The sequence below is a fragment of the Nocardioides rubriscoriae genome, assembly GCF_008087085.1.
Taxonomy (GTDB): Bacteria; Actinomycetota; Actinomycetes; order Propionibacteriales; family Nocardioidaceae; genus Nocardioides; species Nocardioides rubriscoriae.
This window is the reverse complement of the sequence record NZ_VIYJ01000009.1, coordinates 226,983-248,229: the sequence shown is the minus strand read 5'-3', so window position 1 is coordinate 248,229 and position 21,247 is coordinate 226,983. Positions and strand designations below refer to the sequence as shown.

Here is a 21,247-nt window from a genome sequence, read left to right as displayed (position 1 = left end):
CGGGCCGCGTCGTGGCCGGGGGGTGTCGGTGCTCGGCGTGCTGCTGGCGCTGACGGCGCTGACCTTCAGCCTGGGCCTGGCGTCCAAGACCGCCTGCGCCGACGGTGGCTGGTCGATGGTGAGCCAGACCCGCTACACCCACGCCTGCGTGAGCAAGGTGCCCGACGTCTACAGCGGCACCGGCCTCGACGAGCTCGCCTGGCCGTGGAGCTCCGACGTCGACACCCGTTTGCGCTACCCCGTGACCGACGAGCCGGCCGCCGTCGGCCTGTGGACCTACGCCGCCGCGCGCGTCACCCACCTGCTCAGCGGGTCACCCGACGTCACGGCCCGCTACGCCCAGCCCGCCGGGACCGTCGCCGGCAGCGACGCCGTCGATCACGAACGCCGGTTGTTCGTCGTCGTCAACGCGATCGGCTTCGCGGTGCTGGCGCTGCTGGCCACCGCAGCCCTGAGCGCGGTCCGCCGGCGACGGCCGTGGGACGCGGCGGGGTTCGCCGTCGGCCCGGTGCTCGCCGTCGCGGGCGTCGTCTCGTGGGACCTGCTGCCCGTCGCCGCGGTCGCCGGGGCGCTGTGGGCGTGGTCGCGCGGGCGCCTGGTGCTGGCCGGCGCGCTCGTCGGGGCCGGCGCGGCGGCCGGGGTCTGGCCGGTGCTGCTGCTCCTCGCCCTCGCGCTGCTCTGCCTGCGCGACCGGCGGCTGCCGCTGCTGCTGCCGTCGCTGGTGACGGCCGTGGCCGTCTGGGCGCTGCTCAACGCCCCGGCCTTCGTGACCGGGCGCGCGCAGTGGGACCGCTTCTGGTCCGCCGCGTGGGAGCGCGGCCCGGACCAGGGCTCGGTGTGGACCATCGTCTCCCAGGCGGCCGGGCTCTCCCGCGAGACCGGTCAGCAGGCCTCGTGGCTCCTGGTCGGGCTGTGGATCAGCGGCGTCGTCGTGCTGGTGCTGCTCGCCCCGGCACGGCCCCGGCTCAGCCAGGTCGGCCTCCTCCTCGTGGCCGGGGTGCTGGTGCTCGGCCTCGCCTACGAGCCGCAGCAGGCCCTGTGGCTGCTGCCGCTGGCCGCGCTGGCCCGGCCCCGCTGGCGCGACCTGTTGATCTGGCAGGGCTGCGAGGTCGTCTACCTCCTGCTGTTCTGGTGGTGGCGCGGCGACCTGCTCAACCCCGGCGGCAACGGCGCGTCGGGCTTCTACTGGCTCGCGATCGCCGTCCACGTCGTCGGGACCCTGTGGCTTTCGGGCGTGGTCGCGCGCGACGTGCGGTGGCCCGAGGACGACGTCGTACGGCGTGGGCACGAGGAGCTCGGGCGTCCTGGGGTCGTGGTGGTGTGATCACTCTCGCCCCTGGGACAGGTGAGGTCTAGGTGACGATGACCGAGTCGAACGTGGTGGTGGTGTAGCGCACCCGCACGTCGATCTCGTCGCCGACCTCGGGCACCCGGGCGCCGGCCGGCAGGAACAGCATCGAGGCCTGCATGTGGGGCGGCTCGGCGAACAGCCGCTGCTTGCCGTCGATGGAGAACGGCGAGCGCACGAACCCGACGGCGTCGAGACCGCCTCGGGCCAGGGTCGAGGCCCTGGCCTTGATCGACGACTCGCCCATCGGCGCCTCGAGGCCGATGCCGTGGGCGGTGCCGCCGCTGACGACCAGGAGGTGGCCGGACTTGGGGGCGGTGCGGGCGCGGTAGCCGAACGCGTCACCGCGCTCGAGCTCGTGGACGTCGAGGACGGTCGCGGTCACCGCCAGCGCACCGCGGTCGCCGAGCCACAACGAGGTGCCGACGCGGGGCCGGATGGTGAAGTCGGCGTACGACGAGCGGAGGGTGGCGAGCTCGGTCGCGGTCAGGTGGCTGACCCAGACGGTGTCGAGGTCGTCGAGCCCGGCGCCGACCGCGGCGTCGATGTGGCGGCGTACCTCGCCGAGGTGGGAGCCCTGCGCCAGGGGCAGGTGCAGGGCGAGGCCCTCGAGCCGGGCGCGGGCCGTGCGCCGGCGCAGGTGGTCGGCGGCCTCCCACAGGCCCCGGGCGGAGAAGCCGTGGCGCTGCATCGAGGTGAGCAGCTCAAGCACGACGCGCGCGCCGGGCTGCCGGGTGAGCAGCGCGTCGAGGTCGTCGACGCGCCCGATCGTGTGGATGACGCGGTCGCGCAGCGCGGGGTCGAGGTCGGGGACGAACGGGCGCCACGGCGTGAGCACGAGCAGCGAGCCGGGGAAGCGTGTCGCGACCTCGGGGAGCTCCTCGTAGGTGCCGACCGCGATGGTGTCGACGCCGAGCCACTCGCTGCGCCGCGCCAGCCGGCCGCGGGTCAGGCCGTAGCCGTTGCCCTTGACCACCGGCACGAGACCGGCGTTGGCGTCGGCGACCTCGCGCAGGTGGGTGCGCCAGCGCGGCCCGTCGACGGTGAGGGTCAGACCCACGGGGTGGTCACCGCCGTCCCATGTAGACGGAGAAGGCCTTGTAGAGCGGCCGGTTGAGCGGGAGGTCCCACTCGCCGACGTACTCGACGGCCTCGCCGCCGGTGCCGACCTTGAACTGGATCAGGCCCGCGTGGGGGTCGTCGGCGTCGAGGGTGTCGGTGATGCCGCGCAGGTCGTAGACGTCGGCGCCCGCGGCGAGGGCGTCCTGCATCATCGCCCACTGCACGGCGTTGGAGCCGCGGACCTCGCGCTTGTCGGTGGAGGACGCCCCGTAGGAGTACCACGCGTGGGCGCCGACGCGGATCGCGATGGTCGCGGCCACCAGGTCGCCCTCGTGGCGCGCCGACCAGAGCCGGATCCGGTCGGGGCTCTCGGCGGCCAGGGCGTCGAGCATCGTGCGGAAGTAGGACAGCGGGCGCGGGGTGAAGTGGTCGCGCTCTGCGGTGTGGACGTAGAGGCGGTGGAAGGCCTCGAGGTCGGCCGCCGTGGCGGGGTCGTCGGGGGCGCCGCTCGAGGTGACCTCGACGCCCTCCTTGGCGGCCTTCTTGATGTTGCGCCGCCACAGCTGGTTCATCGCCTTGAGCACCTCGTCCTCGGTGCGGGCGGTGCCGTCGGGGTGGCGCAGTGGGACCTGGAAGACGTGGCGCGGCTGGCCGGCCGCGAACCCGCCCTCGACCCCCTGCGGGCGCCAGCCGAGCTCGGTGAGCTGGGTGACCACCCGGGCGCCGGTGGCGTCGCGGTCGGTGGGCGCGAGGTCGTCGAGACGGCGGCAGTCGGGATCGGCGATGCCGGCCTTGACGGCGGCGGCGTCCCAGCGGCGGGTGACCACCGGCGGACCGATGCGCACGCCGAACGCGCCCTGCGCCTTGAGGTGGGCGGCCAACGGGGCCAGCAGGGCGCCGAGGTCGTCGGTCGACCAGTCGAGCAGCGGGCCCTCGGGCAGGTAGGCGAGGTAGCGCCTGACCTTGGGCAGCTGGCGGTAGAGCACCAGCGCGGCGCCGACCTGGAGGTCGCCGTCGAAGAACCCGACCGACTCGCGCCGCCACTCCGCCTTGACCAGGCCCCACGCGGGGGTCTGCAGGAAGCTGGCCGAGCGGCGGGACCCGACGAACGCGAGGTGCTCGGCCGGGGAGGTCGCGCGTACGTCGTAGGTCACCCGGACGAGGTTAGAGCCGCTCGCGCAGCCAGGCGAAGTCGGCGGTGTGCTCGGCCGCCCCGCCGGGGGTCTCGCAGACCACCGGCGCGCCGGCGTCGCGGACGACCGCGGCCAGCAGGTCGGGGTCGATCGTGCCGGCGCCGAAGTTGGCGTGGCGGTCGGCACCGGAGTCGAAGGCGTCGCGGGAGTCGTTGCAGTGGACCAGGTCGATGCGGCCGGTGATCGCGAGCACGTCGGCGACGACGGTCTCGAGGGCGTTGCCGCCGGCGTGGGCGTGGCAGGTGTCGAGGCAGAACCCGACCCGGTCGGCCTGCTCGGCGCTCGAGATGGCGTCCCACACGCGGGCGATGCGCTCGAGGTAGCGGGTCATCGCGTTGTCGCCGCCGGCGGTGTTCTCGATGAGCAGCGGCACCTTGAGGTCGGTGGCCTCGATCGCCTTGCGCCAGTTGTCGAAGCCCTTCTCGGGGTCGTCGGCCTTGTTGACGTGGCCGCCGTGGACGATGAGCCCCTTCGCGCCGATCGCCGCCGCCGCGTCGACGTGCTGCTGGAGCAGCTTGCGGCTGGGGATGCGGATGCGGTTGTTGGTCGTGGCGACGTTGACGATGTAGGGGGCGTGGACGTAGAGGTCGACCCCGGCCGCCTCGGCGTCGGCCTTGAGGCCCTCCGCGCCGCCGGCGTAGGCGACCTCGGGGCCCTGGTAGCCCTGGGGGTCGCCGAGGAAGAACTGCACGAGCGGGGCCCGGCGGGCGGCCGCCTCGGCGAGGGGGTCGGTCTGGTCGACGTGGGCGCCGAGGGCGATCTCGCTCATGGCAGCCACTGTAGGAAGCGGCACCGACAGGGCGCGGGCCGGGTGTGGGCCGGTCGTGGGCCGGGCAGAAGGGCCTAGCATCGTCGGTGCGGACCCGGGCCGCACGACGTCCTGCCCACCAGGAGCCTTGATGACCAGCATCCGCATCCAGTCCGCCGACCGCACCTGGACGGCCGAGACCGGCGAGGGCGCCCGCGTCTTCCGGATCGGGCGCGAGGAGTCGGCCGACATCGTCGGCACCGACCCCGCCGTCTCACGGCGCCACGCCGAGATCCGGGCGCTCGGCGACGGACCGGGCGACGGCTGGGAGGTCGTCGACGTCGGCAGCTCGCTCGGTACCTGGGTCAACGGGCGCCGGGTCGACCGGGCGACCCTGCAGGGCACCACCGCCCTCGGGTTCGGCGACCAGGGGCGCTCGTTCCAGCTGACCGTCACCGTCAGCGCCCCCGTGGCCCCGGCAGTGCCGGCGGCGCCCCCGGCACCCCCGCCGCCGACGTACGCCGCCCCGACCGGCCCGCCCCTCCCGCCGACGCAGGAGCTCGCCAGGGCCCCGCAGTTCCAGCCCTCCCCGCCGCGACCGGACCTGCTCGAGCAGACCGTCGTCACCCGGGGTCTGGGCGGCCCCAGCGGTCCCGGCCTGCTCGTACGCCGCCGCGTCGGCGGCGACCTGCGGTTCCCCGGAGGCATCCCGGTGCGCATCGGTCGCGACCCCTCGCTCGAGGTGCACGCCGACGACCAGGCCGTCTCGCGGCTGCACGCGGTGGTCGAGCCGCGTCCCGACGGATGGTGGTGGGTCGACCGGTCGACGTCGGGCACCTTCGTCGAGGGCGAGCAGGTGACGTCGTTCAAGATCGACGAGCCGGTCGAGATCAGCCTGGGCCACCCGACCGCCGGCTACGAGATCGAGGTCGTGCCGGTCGTCGCCGCCGAGCTGGCCACGGCCGGCATCCAGCGCCGCAAGCGCCGTCGGGCGCTGCTGCTGGGCGCGGCGGCCGTCGTGCTGCTGCTCGCCGCCTCCGGCCTCACCTGGGGCGTGGTCTCCCTGGTCAGCGACGACGGCCCCGGCCCGGCCGTCGCGACCGGGGGCACCGGCACCGCGACCGGGCAGCCCGTCGACCGGGCCGCCGCGCTCGACCGGGCCAAGGCCGCCGCGGTGCTGCTGCAGGCCGTCGACGACACCGGCCAGGTCATCTGGTCGGGCTCCGGCTCGGTGATCAGCGACGACGGCCTGATCCTCACCAACGCCCACGTCGGCGACCCCGACGCGCCCGGTCAGGGGTCCTCCGAGCCCGACCCCGCCTACCTCGAGGTGTCGCTGACCACCGGCGACGACGACGCCCCCGCGACCGCGGCCTACCGGGCCAACCCGATCGTGTCCGACGGCTACCTCGACATCGCCGTGCTGCAGATCAACGCCGACATCGACGGCAACGCGGTCGACCTCGCTGACCTCGACCTGCCCGAGCCGCTGCCCATCGGCGACAGCGACGCGCTGCGCACCGGCGACCGCATCATCGCCCTGGGCTACCCCGCGATCGGCAACGTCGCCGCCCAGGGCGACCGGCCGCTGACGGTGACCGAGGGCGTCGTGTCGACCTTCCAGGCCGACCCGGTGATCGGCACCGACCGCGGCTCGATCGACAGCGACGTCCGGCTCGGGTCGGGAAACTCGGGTGGACCGTCGATCAACGAGGCCGGCGAGATCATCGGCCTCAACACCAGAGTCATCACCGCGGCCTCGGTCGACGCGGGCTCCATCACCCAGGGCTCGGCCCTCATCGTCCCGGTCAACCTGGCCGCCGACGTCCTCGAGATCGCCCGCAACGGCGGCGACCCCGACTACGTCTCGCCGTTCGTCTCCTCGATGCCGGGCGAGCAGGGCCTGCCCACCGGGGCCGGCGCCGTCGCCAACGGTTGGAGCGCCGACAAGGACGGCTCGGGGTGCTCCGGCACCAGCACCCCCGACGCGCCGCAGGAGATGCTCGGCGTCGAGGTCGGCGACACCCTCCAGGCGGAGTTCACGCTCAAGGGCGTGCCCTCCGGGCTGCCGCTGTCGGTCGACTTCCTCCTCGCCGACGGCACGCGCGTCGACACGCTGTCGGGCACCTGGGACGGCGACGAGACCGCCACCTGCATCGCCGCGCCGCTGACGATCCAGGACGCCGTCCCCGGCGTGACCGCCGAGCTCTCGCTGGGCCAGGAGGGCGAGGTCGCCGCCGAGAATCCCGTGGTCTTCCCCGACAACGGCTGACCTGCCCGTCAGCGGCCGGTGAGTCCCAGGACGACGAGCGAGGCCCCTGCGCCCGAGGCGGCGAAGCTCGCGGCCAGCAGCCAGCCGGGGGCGGCGCTCGGCACGGGAGCGGGCGGCCGGCGAGCCGCGGGCACCGGCAGGGTGGCGGGCTCGCCCAGACGGTCGGGCACCCGCGGTCGGTGCCACGGACGCGACAGGCCGAGCGCGGCCAGACGGGCCCTGGCCTCGCGGGCCGACGCCGGACGTCGGGCGGGGTCGCGCGCGCACAGCGCGGCGACCAGCGGGTCGAGCGGCGACGGCGCGCGACCCAGCAGGCGACGGGCGGTCGATCCCGCGGCGAAGAGGTCCTGGCGCGGGTCGGGGGCGGCACCGCCGAGCTGCTCGGGCGCGGCGTAGCCGGTGGTGCCGACGGAGGTGACGCCGGGCTCGGCCGGGTGCCCGAGGAGGGCGGCCACGCCGAAGTCGCCGATGCGCAGGTGCGGGCGCCCCCGCCCGGTCGGCTCGAGCAGCAGGTTGGCCGGCTTGAGGTCGCGGTGCACGACGCCGGCGGCGTGCACCGCGGCGAGCCCGTCGAGCAGCTGGTCGAGCAGCTCGGCGACGTACGACGCCGTGAGCGGCTCGCCGCGCCGGTCGGCGAGCAGGTCGGCCAGGGACCCGCCGCGGGCCAGCTCCATCACCAGGGCGACCCGGTCGTCGTCGGCGGCCCAGCCGGTCGGCGCCGTCACGTGGGGGTGGGTGATGCGCAGCGACTGCTCGCGCACGAAGCGCAGGAGGTGGTCGCCGTCGTGGCGCCGCAGCACCTTGACCGCGACGAACCGCTGCTCGCGCAGGTCCCAGGCCCGCCAGACCGCGCCCATCGCGCCGCTCCCCACGACCTCGAGCAGGTGGTAGCGCCCGGCGAGGGGCGGGTCGGCGTACGGCACGCCTGCGAGGCTGCCACGACCGCGGCCCCGGCGGTGGAGCTCCTCCACAGGCCGGGGCGGGCGCAGGATTGCGCGGCGTCCGCGGCCCGCTGTTACTCTTCCCTGTCCTCGACGACTCCCACCGACGGGTGCTCGACGAGACGAAGTTCGCTTCACCCCTCCTGCCACGGAGAGACCGTGGCCGCTGAAGTCCACAGGAGGTCACGACCGCTGTGCGTGCCTACGAAGTAATGGTCATCCTCGAGCCCAGCCTCGAGGAGCGGACCGTCGAGCCGTCGCTCGACAAGTTCCTCAACGTCGTCCGCAAGGACGGCGGCACCGTCGACAAGATCGAGGTCTGGGGCCGTCGCCGCCTCGCCTACGAGATCAAGAACGCCGACGGCCAGAAGCTCGCCGAGGGCATCTACGCCGTCATCAACCTGCAGGCCGAGCCGGCCACGGTCAAGGAGTTCGACCGCCAGCTGGGGCTCAACGACTCGATCCTGCGCACCAAGGTGATGCGGCCCGACGCTCACTGATCCCCCTCACCGACGCCCGCCGGTGCCTTCCTGTGGATGGGCACTGGTCAGTGTCGGTGGCTGGCGTCACCATGAGCGCACCGCATCCACCCGCACCGGTCCACGCGCCGGATCACTCGAGAGCATCAAGGGAGACCTGACATGGCAGGCGAAACGATCGTCACCGTCGTCGGCAACATCACCGACGACCCGGAGCTGCGCTTCACCCCCTCCGGCGCCGCGGTGGCCAACTTCACCGTCGCCTCCACCCCCCGCACGTTGAACAAGCAGACCAACGAGTGGGAGGACGGCGAGGCCATGTTCCTGCGGTGCTCCATCTGGCGGCAGGCGGCCGAGAACGTCGCCGAGTCGCTGCAGAAGGGCACCCGGGTCATCGTCAACGGGCGCATGCGCGCCCGCTCGTGGGAGGACCGCGAGGGCAACAAGCGCACCTCCTTCGAGATCGACGTCGAGGAGATCGGCCCGTCACTGAAGTTCGCGACCGCCAAGGTCGTCCGCGCGGGCCGCTCCGGCGGCGGTGCGGGCGGTGCGGGCGGTGGCTACTCCGGCGGCGGCGGGGGCGGTGGCTACTCCGGTGGCGGCGGCGCCCCGGCCGACGACCCGTGGGCCAGCCCGGCTCCCAGCCAGGGCGGTCAGGGCGGCGGCCAGCAGGGCGGACGCCCTCCGGCCAACGACCCGTGGGCCGCGCCCGGTGTGGGCTCCGACGAGCCTCCCTTCTGAACCCATCCAACCCACCTCAACCATTCCGGCGTGAGCCGGGCTTCTAGAGAGGAAGCACCACAATGGCCAAGGCAATTCTGCGCAAGCCCAAGAAGAAGGTCTGCCAGTTCTGCAAGGAGAAGGCGACCGGTGTCGACTACAAGGACACCACCCTGCTCCGCAAGTTCATCTCCGATCGCGGCAAGATCCGTGCGCGGCGTGTGACCGGCAACTGCGTCCAGCACCAGCGTGACGTGGCCATCGCGGTCAAGAACGCCCGCGAGCTGGCCCTGCTGCCCTACACGTCCACCGGTCGCTGAGAGAGGGGACGACGCACATGAAGCTCATCCTCACCCAAGAGGTCGACGGTCTCGGCTCGCCCGGCGACGTCGTCGAGGTCAAGGACGGCTACGGCCGCAACTACCTCATCCCCCGCAACGTCGCGGTCCGCTGGACCCGCGGCGGGCAGAAGCAGGTCGACTCGATCAAGGCGGCTCGTGCGAGCCGCTCGGTCCGCGACCACACCCACGCCGACGAGATCAAGGCCAAGCTCGAGGGCTCCACGGTCGACGTCAAGGTCCGTGCGGGCGCCAACGGCCGCCTGTTCGGCACCGTGACCCTCAACGACATCGCGGGCGCCCTGTCCGAGGTGTCCGGCGAGACCCTCGACAAGCGCACGATCGTGGTGACCAACCCGATCAAGTCGCTCGGTGCCCACACCGTGTCGGTCAAGCTCCACGACGACGTCTCGGCGACCGTGTCGCTCAACGTCATCCCCGCCTGACGCACTCAGTCCGGCTCCGACGGCCGCCCCCGGGTCCTCCCGGTGGGCGGCCGTCGTGCGTCCGCCTCCCCACCGGCCCAGGCCCGTCCGGAGTGCACGAAGGCCAGCACGATCGCCACTGTCGGCGTGAGCCCGACGAGCACGCCCGCGAGGCCCTCGAGGCCGGTCAGGCCGCCGCCGAAGATGAGCACCGGCAGCGCGACGACCGCACCGAACGCCAGCACCAGGGAGCTCCACCAGGTCGCCGCGCCCTTGTCGCCGGCGGCGGTCGCCGCGCGGAACAGGGTGTGGCTGAGCAGCACGTAGAAGCCGAACTGCGGCAGGTTGACCGCCCACGCGATCGACTCGTCGGCGTCGTCGAGGGCGTCGACGACGGCCGGCACCCACAGAGGCACCGAGACCAGACCGGCCAGGACCGCGACGCCGAGCAGGGTCGAGCGCAGCTCGACGTCCTCGGGCAGCCGGCGCACGCCCAGCACGACCAGCACCCAGCCCAGCGGGTCGGCCAGCACGTCGTAGCCGCCGACGGGGACCACCAGCAAGATCACCACCATGCCCATGGCGATCGACTGCAGCGGTTTCACGCGGCCAGCGTAGGGCCGGTGCGCAGCCACGCCTCGCCCCGGGCGCGGTCGAGCAGCGTCACGAGTCGACCGGTCATGAAGAGCCCGGTGAACAGCACCCACACCGTGACCAGGCCGGCGCCCCACCAGGCGGTCGCGGCCAGGGTCAGCGGGGCGTAGACGATCGCGACGACCAGCCCGGCCCACGCGAGGTAGCGGCCGTCGCCGGCCCCGATGAGCACCCCGTCGAGCACGAAGACGACCCCTGCGACGGGTTGTCCGAGCGCGGCGACGAGCAGCACCGGCACGAGCAGCCCTGGGACGTCGGGGTCATCGGTGAACAGCGGCGCGAGCAGCGGGCTGGCCGCCGCGAGCAGCAGCCCGGTCACCACGCCGCTGGCCCAGCCCCAGGTGATCATCCGGCGGGTCAGCGCCCGGGTGCCGTCGACGTCGCCGGCGCCGAGGGCACGCCCGGTGATGGCTTGGGCGGCGATCGCGATCGCGTCGAGCACGAACGCCAGCAGGCCCCACAGGGTCATCGCCAGCTGGTGGGTGGCCACCTCGTCGGGCGCCCCGCCAGCGCCGAGGGCGACGGCGTACGTCGTGACGAGCAGGGCCGCGCGCAGGGTCAGGGTGCGCACCACGAGCGCGAGCCCGGCGCGACCGGCCGCCCGCATGCCGGCGAGGTCGGGCCGCAGCGCGGCGCCGTGGCGGCGGGCGCCGCGTACCACGACGGCGGTCAGGGCAGCCGCGGAGCCCACCTGGGCGGTGACCGAGCCCCACGCCGAGCCGGCGATGCCCAGACCGTCGAAGGAGCCGAGGCCGTGGACGAGCACGACGTTGAGCACCGCGTTGACCACGTTGCCCCCGACTGCGACGACCAGCGGGGTGCGGGTGTCCTGCAGGCCGCGCAGGACGCCGGTCGCGGCGAGCATCACCAGCAGCGGGGCGGTGCCGAGGCAGGCGATCCGCAGGTAGGTCCGGGCGTGGGCCGCGACGTCGGCGTCGACCCCGAACGCCGCCACCAGGGGCCCGGTGAGCACCACCCCGGCGACGGTGAGCACGGCGCCGAGCGCGACCGCGAGCCACAGGCCGTCGAGGCCCTGGGTCAGCGCGCCGCGGCGGTCGCCGGCCCCGAGCAGTCGCGCGACGCCCGCGGTGGTGCCGTAGGCGAGGAAGACGCACAGCCCGACCGCCGTCTGGAGCACGACGGCGGCGATGCCGAGCCCGGCGAGCTGGGCGGTCCCGAGGTGGCCGACCACGGCGGCGTCGACGAGCAGGAAGAGCGGCTCGGCGACCAGGGCGAGGAACGCCGGGCCGGCGAGCCTGAGGATCTCGCGGTCGGTCGTGCGCACCGGTAGCACAGTAGTCAGGCCGTTGTCCGCGCTTTCTCTCCACCGGTCCCGGTGGAAAACCCCCGGTTGCCTGTGGATGACGGGTTTGTTGGGACGCCGTGTCGACATACCGCCAGGACACGGCCCGGTGGACCTGAGATGAACGAGAAATCTTTCCCGGGATTTGGTTCCACACACTGTGGTGTCGCATCGCCGCAGGTCAGAGCCCTTTTCGTCGTAGCCAGACCCTTCTCCTCCACAGGTGGACCCACAGGCTGTGCACACTGCGTGGCGTGTCGTCCACGGGTCGGCGCCAGTTATCCACAAGGCCTGTGGACAGCATGCTGTCCCTGGCGCCCCGGGACCCGTAGGTTCGCACGCACCAGCCCCCGCGTGCCCGGTCCCTCCCCACCGGGACGCCCCGCACCGATCGTCGGGTCGCTCCCACCGTCTTGTCGGTGGTCGCCCCTACGGTCTGTCCCAGCCTGTCCACCCACCAGTCGCCCCCACGGAGTGCGCGTGAGCCTCACCGAGTCCGACAACCGCGGTCTACCCGAGCCGCCGTCGTACGACGGCCCCGGCGACCCCTGGGGCGACGGCCCCGCGGCCTACGAGCCCGGCCAGGCGCCGCGCTCGGCCGGCGACCGCACCCCGCCGCAGGACATGGCGGCCGAGCAGTCGGTCCTGGGCTCGATGCTGATCTCCAAGGACGCGGTGGCCGAGGTCTCCGAGGTGCTGCGCGGCAACGACTTCTACCGGCCCAGCCACGAGATCATCCACGACGCGATCATCGACCTCTTCGGTCGCGGTGAGCCGGTCGACATGATCACCGTCGCCGCCGAGCTGCAGCGCCGCGGCGAGCTGGCCAAGGTCGGCGGCGCCGCCTACCTGCACACCCTCGCGGCCAACGTGCCGATCGCCGCCAACGCGGAGTTCTACGCCCAGATCGTCCATGACCAGGCGGTGCTGCGACGCCTGGTCGACGCCGGCACCCGCATCGCCCAGTTCGGCTACGCCGGCGAGGGCCACGTCGACGACATCGTCGACCGCGCGCAGGCCGAGATCTACCAGATCACCGACAAGCGCAGCTCCGAGGACTACGCCCCGCTCAGCGACATCATGGAGGGCGTCCTCGACGAGATCGAGGCCATCTCCAACCGCGAGGCCGGCCTCTACGGCGTGCCCACCGGCTTCGCCGACCTCGACGACCTCACCAACGGTCTGCACTCTGGCCAGATGATCATCGTCGCGGCGCGTCCGGCCATGGGCAAGTCGACCTTCGCCCTCGACCTGTGCCGGTCGGCGTCGATCGCCCACAACCTCACCAGCTGCTTCTTCAGCCTCGAGATGACGCGCTCGGAGATCACGATGCGGCTGTTGTCTGCCGAGGCCAAGATCCCGCTCAACCACATCCGCAACGGCAACATGCAGGAGGGCGACTGGGACAAGCTGGCCCGCCACATGGGCAAGGTGTCCTCGGCGCCGATGTTCATCGACGACAGCCCCAACATGACGATGATGGAGATCCGGTCCAAGGCGCGCCGGCTCAAGCAGCGCCACGACCTCAAGCTCATCGTCATCGACTACATGCAGCTGATGAGCTCGGGCAAGAAGGTCGAGTCGCGCCAGCTCGAGGTCTCGGAGTTCTCCCGCCAGATCAAGCTGCTCGCCAAGGAGCTCGAGCTGCCGATCATCGCGCTCTCCCAGCTCAACCGTGGTCCCGAGCAGCGTGGCGACAAGCGCCCGATGATGAGCGACCTGCGTGAGTCCGGCTCGCTCGAGCAGGACGCCGACATGGTGATCCTGCTGCACCGCGACGACGTCTACGAGAAGGAGTCGACCCGCCCCGGCGAGGCCGACCTGCTCGTGGTCAAGCACCGCAACGGCGCCACCCGCGACATCACCGTGGCCTTCCAGGGCCACTACTCCCGCTTCGTCGACATGGCCCACTGACCCGAGCCGCCGCGTACTGACAATCGGCGATTGCGAGGCCTCGCCGAGACCCTCGAGCAAGCCGCCCGACGAGAGCTGTGAGAAGAGACTGGACGCGTCGCAGGGCCGCTGGTCCTGCTCGGTGTGCATGACGGACCGGAGTTCGTCGTGTCGTACCCCGATGGCTTCTCTGCTCACGTCGTAGTCGCCACCTACGAGGCAACGGAGACCAGCGGCACTCTCGTCCCAGACGGCGTACAGACACTGGCGCTGAGGTGGTTCGACCCTGACGACATCACCGTCTCGATGAACGCCTTCCACCAGCACCTCCTGCGGAGGTGGCGCTGCAACGCGGCTGTCGTGCCGGTCAGCACCAGGAGGTCATCGCGTAGCAGCCTCCGGGACGGTCGGCACCACGGTCCAGGTCGAATCGCCCCGGGATTGTGGGAGCCGGCCTGTCGTCATGGCGTCGGACTCTCGGACCGTGACTGTCGGACCTTCGCGGTCAGGAACGGGTTGGGTCTGCTCGAGTACCCGCTCGATGCGGCGGCGCGGCGATACGCATCATTCGCGTCGGCCGTCATACCTGCCTCGTCGAGGAGACTGGCGAGGTCGAACCACAGCTGAACGGCTTGGCGGTCTGCCCCGACGGAGGTGACCTCGTGGATCGCACGCAGATAGTGGGTACGGGCCTCGTCCTGCCGGCCCGCGGCGAAGGATGTTTGCCCCAGGAGGATCGCCGCAGCAGCGGACACGAACGGCAGGTCTTGAACGGTGTCGACGACGGCTGTCGCCGTCTCGATCGCTGATGCGACGTCACCTGCGAGGTAGCGTGCCCGGGCCAAGGTGACCTGGTTGTGGAGCCGTTCGGCTTCGCTGGCGTTGCCCCACCGGTAGTCCTCCGCCGCCCGCTCCAAATAGGCGATCGCCGTATCAACGTCGGCCGGGTCGGTGCGTAACAGGATCTCGCCGAGCTGGGTGCACAGGCGAGCGAGACTGCGGGTGTCATCGCGACCTTCGAGCAAGACCAGCGCGGTACGAGCAAGCTCGAGAGCGCGGTCGATGTTGCCGGCCTCAGCCTCGATCACGCTGCTGTTCCAGTAGGCCGCTGCCCTCGCCCTGTCCGATCCGAGCTCGTCGGCCGATGAGATGGCCTGCTGGCACAGGAGTACCGATCGGCCGACCTCTCCCAGTTCGTAGAGCGTCGCAGCCAGCGTGACGCTGAGACGGATAGCCTCTTCGCCGCCATGGAGCTCGGTCGATGCCAGTCGCTCGAGAGCACCCTCGGCGACCGCTGCAGACCTGCGTAGATCGCCGACCTCGCGTAGGAGCCTGCTGAGGGCGATGGCCGCCGACGGCCAGTGCGCACCGGAGGGGTGTGCCCGCAGGCACTCTTCGTACGTGGTCACCGCGTCCGTGGTCTCGCCGAGGGCTGCAAGTGCGTCGGCCCGGAGGAGGGTGGCCCGCGCCAGCATCGCGCTGTCGGCGGCTACCGCTTGGGTGCTCGCCAGCCTCACCGCCGCCGTCAGTGCGGTGTCGGCGTCACCTGTGGACAACGACAGCTCGGCGTACTCCAGTTCCAGTTCGAGTTGGCGCGTGTCGATAGCGTCGAAGCCGGAGATGATCGATCGGGCCGAGACATTCAACTTGTGGCACAACTGCTCGAGGAGGTCCGGGCCCGGGCGTCGTTCGCCTCGCTCGATGCGTGAGATGTAGGTGACCGAGATGAACCCTTCGACGAGTTGCGGCTGCGTCAGTCCGGCGGCGCGCCTGGCGGCCTTGAGCCTCGATCCGAGGTCGACCGCGTCTGCCCTCTCCAACTCGGCCACCAAGTCTGGGTCCACTCGCTCAGGGTAGCGTTGTGTCAAGTCGCGATGACAGATCTGGCCCGGGCCGGGCCGACTTCTGGGGTGGAAATGTTCGGGCCATGTTCAGCCCTACGGGCCAGTATTGGCTTGACTAGAATGCACACTGGGCATTCCGTCTCTTGCTCGAGGAGTGTCTGCTGTGAACCCACATGCCCGATCCGCCCGCATGCTTGCGCGCCGTGCCGCCGCGGTGATCAGCTTCTTTGCTGCCGTGTTCGTGGGCTCAGCCCTGTGTGCTGACTGTCCGATCGCGGCTGAAAGGCACTGGGAGTCCGACCCCAAGGCCGACTCGCCGCCTGCTGTCCCGGCAATCGAACCGGCAGATTCGGGCGTCGTCACCCGCGGCGATCGTCACCGGTGTTGCTGACCGTCCCATGGGGAGCCCCAAGGAGACCAGTCCGGCCACCGCGGCCGATGCCCCGTATGAAAACTTCGGGCACAAAATATTGCCAACTATTGCAGCCCTCCAGACGTGCACTTACGCTTCGCGAGTCTCACCTCGGTGAGGTCAAGGCGTCTGGCGCCGGATGCCGGCTCGATCTGACTGCTCGACCATTCCGTGTACAGCCCCTACAGGAGAACACATGAATCTCAGCTCATTCGTCGCCAGCGCCGTCATCGTCTCAGGTATGGGCGTCGGCGCTTGGTCTGCTCAACCGGCCGGCGCAGCACAGAACAACGATTACTGCGGCAACCGGGGCGCAGTGACCTGCGCCTACCGGAGCCCGGGCTACCTCAACGGTCTCGGCTACCGCTCGGCCAACGTCGGGCTCGCCGACATCAGCTCGGCAAACCGCAACGCGCTCTCGGCCTGGGAGAACCTGACCCCCACTGGCGCCAGGTTCTACTACAACCTCAGCGGTCGCGGCACGTGCGTCCCGATGATGGCCAACAGCAGCCGTACGGTCTCGTCCGAGAACACCTCGAACCCCGACAACAACCAGGCCGAGTCCTGGGCCTTCAACGGCACCTGCTGAGACCCACTGCAGCTAGTTCGAGCGCGGCGCGGCCCGACCGGGCCGCGCCGCGTGCCCCCAGACCAGGAGCCCGAAATCAAGATCGAATGCTCGGATCTCTCGAAGACGTACCGAACCGCGAACGAGCACGTGACCGCGCTCGCCGACGTCAGTCTCAGCGTCACTTCAGGCGAGTTCGTCTGCATCTATGGTGCGAGCGGCTCGGGGAAGTCCACGCTCCTGCACACGATCGCTGGACTCTCGGATCCGGACTCCGGGAACGTCCAGGTCGACGATCGTGACGTCTTCCAGCTCACCCGGAACGAGCGTGCCGACCTTCGGCGTGAGCGCGTGGGCGTCATCTTCCAAGACCACAACCTGATGGCCGAGCTCAACGTCCTCGAGAACGTCGCCCTGCCGCTGCGGGTGGGGGGCACTCGAGCCTCGGAAGCGAAGACATTGGCGCACCAGGCTCTGAGTCGTCTGGGGATCGACAACCTCGCAGTCCGCTCACCGAGCGAACTGTCTGGCGGCCAGAGACAACGTGTCGGCATCGCCAGGGTTCTCGCCTCCGGACAGGACGCCATCCTTGCCGACGAGCCGACCGGCGCTCTCGACTCCACGAACTCCGAAGCGCTGTTCATCCTTCTCAAGGCCCTGTCAGCGGATGGTGCTTGCGTCGTCGTCGCCACCCACGACCCGCTAGCCCGCCAGTTCGCTACCCGCACCCACACCATGATCGACGGTCGTATCGCGATGGAGAAGGTCGCCGGACGATGATCCGACCGGTGGGGTTCCTCCTGCGCACCTGGCTCCGTCCGAGACTGGTGGGGCGCTCCTTCGCCTATCTGGTCGTCGGCTCGTGTCTCGCGATGCTGGTCTACGGCGTCGTTCAGTCCCTGACGCTCACTGCTGCTCAACAACAGCAACGTGACTTCGGCAGTTCCCAGTCCATGTCCTACGACAACGTCGCCCTGGGCTCGCTCGGACCCGACGACCTCGCCAGAACGCGGTCGGCTGTGCAGGACGGACTGCCGGGGTCGGCCGTCTTTCTTCAGACCACGCAGCTCAGGCCAGATGTCCTACCGCCGAACTTCGTGCAGGCGCCGGTCGACACGGTCACCTTCATCGAAGGCGCCGACTACCGGCAGGCCTTCGGCGACCAGGTCGGCCTCCTGCGGGGACGCTGGGCAGGGGCGACCGGCGAGGTGACCGTCTCGGAACGGATCCTGGACGCGATCGGGGGAGACGACACGCTCACGATCTACTCGGGGAGGAAGACGCTGAAGGTCGTGGGTGTCTACCAGGACGACTTCGCAGCGGACAGCTACCTCCTCTTCGCAGGTGAGGGCACCTTCGAGTCGATCCGTCCGGCGTCCGTCGACAAGTCCTTCCAGCCCGTTTACGCACAGGTGCGGGTGCTCATGCCCACGTCGGCTGCGAGCCAGGTCGACGAGGCGCTCGGCATCCTCGCCGACCAGCTGCCCACCCTTCCCGACGGCCAAGGGACGCGGCCCGAGAACCTCAGCGGCAACCTCGCCGTACGCGGAACGAACCAGGATGGTGACTCTGCCGCGTTTGGCCGTGAAGGTGACGTCATCGTGTCGTTCGGGCCACCCCTGATCCTGTTGGCCGGAGCCGCGTTCCTTGCAGCCGGGCAGCAACGACGTCGGCACGAGGAGGTCGTGCACCTCCTCCACCGCCTGGGCGGTCGGCCGAGCCGCGTCCTCCTGTCACGGACCGCGTCGTACTCGATCGTGGCGCTGATGTCCCTCGCGGCCGGGACCGTCGTCTCAATCGTTGTCCTGTTGTTCGCACGAGCAACGGCGCTGCCGGCCGTGGCCGGACAACCACTCGCTCCCCTCGACATCGCCAACCGGCAGGTAGCGGTCCTGGTGGCGGTCGGTGCGCTCACCTACGTCGTGGCGACGGCTGCCGGCGACGGCGGCCTTGGACCCCGCTGGGCCTCCGCAGTGGGGTCGAAGATCCCCCGGCATCTCATTCGTAGAACGGCTGGTGTGCTGGCCGTCTTGAGTGCGATCCGGGTGGGGGACCGTGTGGAGACGGCACTCGCGGGACCCGGGGACGCCAGGTACGCCGCCTACGCCATGGTGGCGGGGTTCTGTCTCCTGGCGCCAGACTTCCTGCGCGTCACCATGTGGCTCACGTCGCGGTCGAGCCTGCCGCTCGAGGTGGCCTCGAGACTGATGCAAGCGAACTTGCCCCGCTTCGGAGCGGCTGTGTCCCTCGGGGTCATGACACTCGGCATCCCGGTCGCGCTCCTGGTGCACCTCGACAGCGAGCAAGGGCTGACCGCTTCCGCCCGCTACGGCATCGTGCCGGAAGGGCAGATGTGGGTGCAGAGCAGCGACACGAGCCGTGACATCGCGACGGTCGCTGCCGTTATCGGCGATACTCCGGGCGCGACGGAAGGCGTCGCGTTCCGCACCCTGACACGGATTGACGACCAGGGTGTGGTCGCCGAGGCCGCCCGATTCAGCAACATCCCGGGCTCGGGGAGCTACAGCACCGCAGTCCTGACCGTCGACTCCGCCAGCGACCTCGCGCGCGCGCTGCCCTCGCTGACGCGATTGGAGGACGCAGCCCGGGTGCTGAACGAGGGTGGCGTGGTCGACTTCACCAGCCACGATGATGACGACCAGAGGCTCATCACCTATGGACAAGCCGTGCCCCAGGAGACCGAGACCCCCAGCCTCCCCACGATCCAGGTGGAAGCGTCCCCGCAGGTCCAACTGCAGTTTGCCGGCGTCCTCCTGACCTCCACCGCCAAGGGGCTCGACCTACCGATCGGCCCGGTGAGCCGGGTCATCTTTCCTGACATGGACGCCGCCACCATCACCTCAGCGACCCGAGCGCTGCAGGATGCCGGCTACGACCCCGAGTTCGGGCAGTACGCGCAGACTCCTCCTGAGCCGGTCCTACCAGTCAACGCGGTGGCGTTCTTGCTCGTCATGACGCTGGGGTCCATCATCATTCTCACCATCGCGATCTCCGAACAGGCAAGGGCCGTCAGTACGTCCGCCAAGCGGCTACTCGCGCTCGGTGCGCCACCGAGATGGCTCATGAAGCTGAATTCGGCACAAGCCGTGCAGATGGTGGGCGTTTCCTTCACCGCTGGCCTGACCAGCGGACTGATGGCCGTCATCGTGTCGAGCCACGCCTATCCCGCGCTCGTGATCCACTGGGTTCCCATCGGCGCCGTCACCGGAACCGTCCTGGTGCTGTCCACCGCTGCGGCAGGCATGGCGTTGAGGTTCAATCGAGTTCGGCTCACCGAGGCGTTCCTGTTCGCCTGACCGGCAACGATCGTCTGCTGCGGTGTGGGCGACCTCCAGGCCGAGGTGGTCGCGAGCCGCCCGGTGTGGAGCCGCGCAGTGCGGAGTAGAAGGCGACGGACTCCTCGAGGTGGTCGACGTTGAGGGCCGGTGGATGCGAGACGCCGGCTCACGCCTCCGGCCTGCGCCGTAGCGCCAGCACCAGCACGACCACGGAGACGACGCCGAGCCCGAGGCCGCTGAGCAGCAGGGCCACGCCGACGTTGTCGAGCACCGGCACGGTGGCGCCCACCGACACGTCAGCGACGACCGGGGACCCCGCGTCGGCGTCCATCACGACGATGGTCCAGTCGCCCTGCTCGACGTCCCAGGTCAGGGCCTGGGTGCCGTCACCGGTGGCCGAGGCCGCCCAGAACGACTGGGCGCCCGGGGCCGTCGGGGGCGCCCCGCCCGGTACGTCGCGCATGTCGGCGCGGCCGGAGCCGTCTCCGGGGTCCTGCACGACGGAGTGCGCGACGCCCTCGAGGTAGGCGTCGACGTCGGCCGTCGGGGCGATCCCTACGAAGACGCTGCGGGCCGGTCGTGCGGTCGCCTCGACGCGGACCTTGTCCAGCCAGCGCTCGGGCAGGACGGCCCCGGCGCCGCGCAGCTCGACGCTCTCGGAGACCACGGCGTGGCCGGGGGAGTCGACCTCGACCAACGACGAGGTGAGGTAGCCGTCGTCGTCGCGCAGGGCCGAGTCGACGACCAGCGCGGTGCCGCCGGCGATGACCAGTCCCAGCGAGACCAGGCCGAGGAAGGACCCGACCACCACGGCGGTGATCCGACCGGCCGACCACGTCCCTGGTGCGGGCGGTGGCGGTGCGCCCGGCGGGGCGGCCGGTGGGGCGGCCGGTGGGGCGACCGGCGCTGAGGTGTCGGTCCCGGCCTTGGCGAGACCCGGCTCGGTGAGGGTGCCCGTGGCGCCGGCGGTGCTCGCCAGCACCGCCGTGCCCGGGTCGGTGCCGCCCTGGTCGAGGCGGAACGGCGGGTACTCGTCGGTCATCAGGGCGGCGTACGCCGCCACCCGCAGCACCCACCGGTCGAGCCCGAGCACGAGGTCGAAGACGGGGCGTGGGTAGCGGCCGGTGAAGAGCAGCACGACCGCGGCGACCAGGACCAGCAGCCCGATCAGGCCGACCCCGCTCTGGACGTCGTCCCCGCCGCTGGCGACAGACCAGCCGCCGCCGAGGAAGATCGCGACCACGAGGTAGTGGGGGATGGCCAGCAGCCACCACTTGACCAGCACCAGCCCGCGCGAGAGGTGGTCGGGGTGCTCGATCTCGAGGTGCGCGGGGTAGTCGGGCCGCTCGTGCAGCGAGAACGGCGGGTACCGGTCGGTGGCCAGCCCGTCGTAGGCGTAGTAGGCCACGCGCCACGACCAGCGCAGCACCCCGACGTTGAAGTCGAAGAGCGACTGCGGGTAGCGGCCGGTGAACAGGATGGCGAAGAACGCCACCACGCTGAGGACCGCGAAGGCGATCCACAAGAAGAACAGCACGACGTAGTGCGGGAAGGCGAGGAGCCACTTCACCAGCCAGAGCCAGCGGCTGAGCCGCTCCTGGAGCGACGCGTCGACCCGCACGGGGTAGCTGTGGGTGCTCATCGGGGAACCTTTCGCGAGACCGGTGACCCCCAGCCTCGCCACGGTCGAGGACGGCCCGGCAGAGCAGGAGGTCACGGCGGCCACGGGACCGCCGCCCCGGGCGCGG

The 21,247-nt window shown here is 71.3% G+C and carries 18 protein-coding genes; 10 read left to right on the top strand and 8 right to left on the bottom strand.

Annotated elements, in window-relative coordinates; all coding sequences use genetic code 11:
• The first annotated feature begins 115 nt into the window (after positions 1–115).
• Complete coding sequence (locus FZC61_RS17380) at positions 116–1,324, top strand: glycosyltransferase 87 family protein (protein ID WP_342780341.1); 1,209 nt, start codon at positions 116–118, stop codon at positions 1,322–1,324.
• 28 nt (positions 1,325–1,352) lie between these two features.
• On the opposite strand, the gene FZC61_RS17375 is transcribed toward FZC61_RS17380, so the two are convergent.
• Genes FZC61_RS17375 through FZC61_RS17365 form a run of 3 tightly spaced genes read right to left on the bottom strand, consistent with a single transcriptional unit; the run spans position 1,353 to position 4,372 of the window.
• Entirely contained in the window at positions 1,353–2,408 is a 1,056-nt protein-coding gene (locus tag FZC61_RS17375) for an alanine racemase (RefSeq protein WP_148615423.1), read from the bottom strand.
• A 7-nt stretch (positions 2,409–2,415) separates the two neighbouring features.
• Positions 2,416–3,564 carry a lipid II:glycine glycyltransferase FemX gene (locus FZC61_RS17370; protein WP_148615422.1) on the bottom strand — a complete coding sequence of 383 codons (1,149 nt, stop codon included), beginning with the start codon at positions 3,562–3,564 and terminating at the stop codon, positions 2,416–2,418.
• Between the two features lie 10 nt (positions 3,565–3,574).
• Entirely contained in the window at positions 3,575–4,372 is a 798-nt protein-coding gene (locus FZC61_RS17365; RefSeq protein WP_148615421.1) for a deoxyribonuclease IV, read from the bottom strand.
• Positions 4,373–4,502: 130 nt separating this feature from the next.
• Between FZC61_RS17365 and FZC61_RS17360 the strand changes: the two genes are divergently transcribed.
• Positions 4,503–6,623, top strand: coding sequence for an FHA domain-containing protein (locus FZC61_RS17360; RefSeq protein ID WP_170286153.1), 2,121 nt, complete (start codon positions 4,503–4,505; stop codon positions 6,621–6,623).
• Positions 6,624–6,631: 8 nt separating this feature from the next.
• Here the strand turns inward: FZC61_RS17360 and FZC61_RS17355 are convergent, their stop codons facing one another.
• Positions 6,632–7,546: a serine/threonine-protein kinase gene (locus tag FZC61_RS17355; protein WP_246142757.1), complete on the bottom strand. Its 915-nt coding sequence runs from the start codon at positions 7,544–7,546 to the stop codon at positions 6,632–6,634.
• Positions 7,547–7,758: 212 nt separating this feature from the next.
• Between FZC61_RS17355 and rpsF the strand changes: the two genes are divergently transcribed.
• The 4 genes from rpsF to rplI all read left to right on the top strand — a co-directional run bounded on the left by rpsF (position 7,759) and on the right by rplI (position 9,547).
• Positions 7,759–8,064 (top strand): 30S ribosomal protein S6, encoded by a 306-nt coding sequence (rpsF, locus tag FZC61_RS17350; protein ID WP_148615419.1) that lies wholly within the window; start codon positions 7,759–7,761, stop codon positions 8,062–8,064.
• Positions 8,065–8,205: 141 nt separating this feature from the next.
• The gene (locus FZC61_RS17345) at positions 8,206–8,784 is read left to right on the top strand and encodes a single-stranded DNA-binding protein (RefSeq protein WP_148615418.1); all 579 of its coding nucleotides are present in this window, start codon (positions 8,206–8,208) and stop codon (positions 8,782–8,784) included.
• Positions 8,785–8,846: 62 nt separating this feature from the next.
• Positions 8,847–9,083 (top strand): 30S ribosomal protein S18, encoded by a 237-nt coding sequence (gene rpsR, locus FZC61_RS17340; RefSeq protein ID WP_056603689.1) that lies wholly within the window; start codon positions 8,847–8,849, stop codon positions 9,081–9,083.
• Positions 9,084–9,100: 17 nt separating this feature from the next.
• Positions 9,101–9,547, top strand: a complete 447-nt coding sequence (rplI, locus tag FZC61_RS17335) for a 50S ribosomal protein L9 (protein ID WP_148615417.1) — start codon at positions 9,101–9,103, stop codon at positions 9,545–9,547.
• 5 nt (positions 9,548–9,552) lie between these two features.
• On the opposite strand, the gene FZC61_RS17330 is transcribed toward rplI, so the two are convergent.
• Together FZC61_RS17330 and FZC61_RS17325 are read right to left on the bottom strand one after the other, a co-directional pair.
• The gene (locus FZC61_RS17330; RefSeq protein ID WP_148615416.1) at positions 9,553–10,131 is read right to left on the bottom strand and encodes a hypothetical protein; all 579 of its coding nucleotides are present in this window, start codon (positions 10,129–10,131) and stop codon (positions 9,553–9,555) included.
• On the bottom strand, positions 10,128–11,465 hold the full coding sequence (locus FZC61_RS17325) for an MATE family efflux transporter (RefSeq protein ID WP_246142756.1): 1,338 nt from the start codon (positions 11,463–11,465) through the stop codon (positions 10,128–10,130). Before FZC61_RS17325 ends, FZC61_RS17330 begins: the two co-directional genes overlap by 4 nt.
• 498 nt (positions 11,466–11,963) lie before the next feature.
• Between FZC61_RS17325 and dnaB the strand changes: the two genes are divergently transcribed.
• Positions 11,964–13,397, top strand: coding sequence for a replicative DNA helicase (dnaB, locus tag FZC61_RS17320; RefSeq protein ID WP_211357304.1), 1,434 nt, complete (start codon positions 11,964–11,966; stop codon positions 13,395–13,397).
• 440 nt (positions 13,398–13,837) lie between these two features.
• On the opposite strand, the gene FZC61_RS17315 is transcribed toward dnaB, so the two are convergent.
• Positions 13,838–15,220, bottom strand: a complete 1,383-nt coding sequence (locus FZC61_RS17315) for a helix-turn-helix domain-containing protein (protein WP_170286152.1) — start codon at positions 15,218–15,220, stop codon at positions 13,838–13,840.
• Positions 15,221–15,828: 608 nt separating this feature from the next.
• Here FZC61_RS17315 and FZC61_RS17310 point away from each other — a divergent pair.
• From FZC61_RS17310 to FZC61_RS17300, 3 genes are all read left to right on the top strand, one after another.
• Entirely contained in the window at positions 15,829–16,221 is a 393-nt protein-coding gene (locus FZC61_RS17310; RefSeq protein WP_148615412.1) for a hypothetical protein, read from the top strand.
• Between the two features lie 129 nt (positions 16,222–16,350).
• The gene (locus FZC61_RS17305) at positions 16,351–16,980 is read left to right on the top strand and encodes an ABC transporter ATP-binding protein (protein ID WP_246142755.1); all 630 of its coding nucleotides are present in this window, start codon (positions 16,351–16,353) and stop codon (positions 16,978–16,980) included.
• Positions 16,981–16,988: 8 nt separating this feature from the next.
• Positions 16,989–19,517, top strand: a complete 2,529-nt coding sequence (locus FZC61_RS17300; RefSeq protein WP_148615411.1) for an ABC transporter permease family protein — start codon at positions 16,989–16,991, stop codon at positions 19,515–19,517.
• A 148-nt stretch (positions 19,518–19,665) separates the two neighbouring features.
• On the opposite strand, the gene FZC61_RS17295 is transcribed toward FZC61_RS17300, so the two are convergent.
• Positions 19,666–21,141, bottom strand: a complete 1,476-nt coding sequence (locus tag FZC61_RS17295; RefSeq protein ID WP_148615410.1) for a DUF4389 domain-containing protein — start codon at positions 21,139–21,141, stop codon at positions 19,666–19,668.
• Positions 21,142–21,247 lie beyond the last annotated feature (106 nt).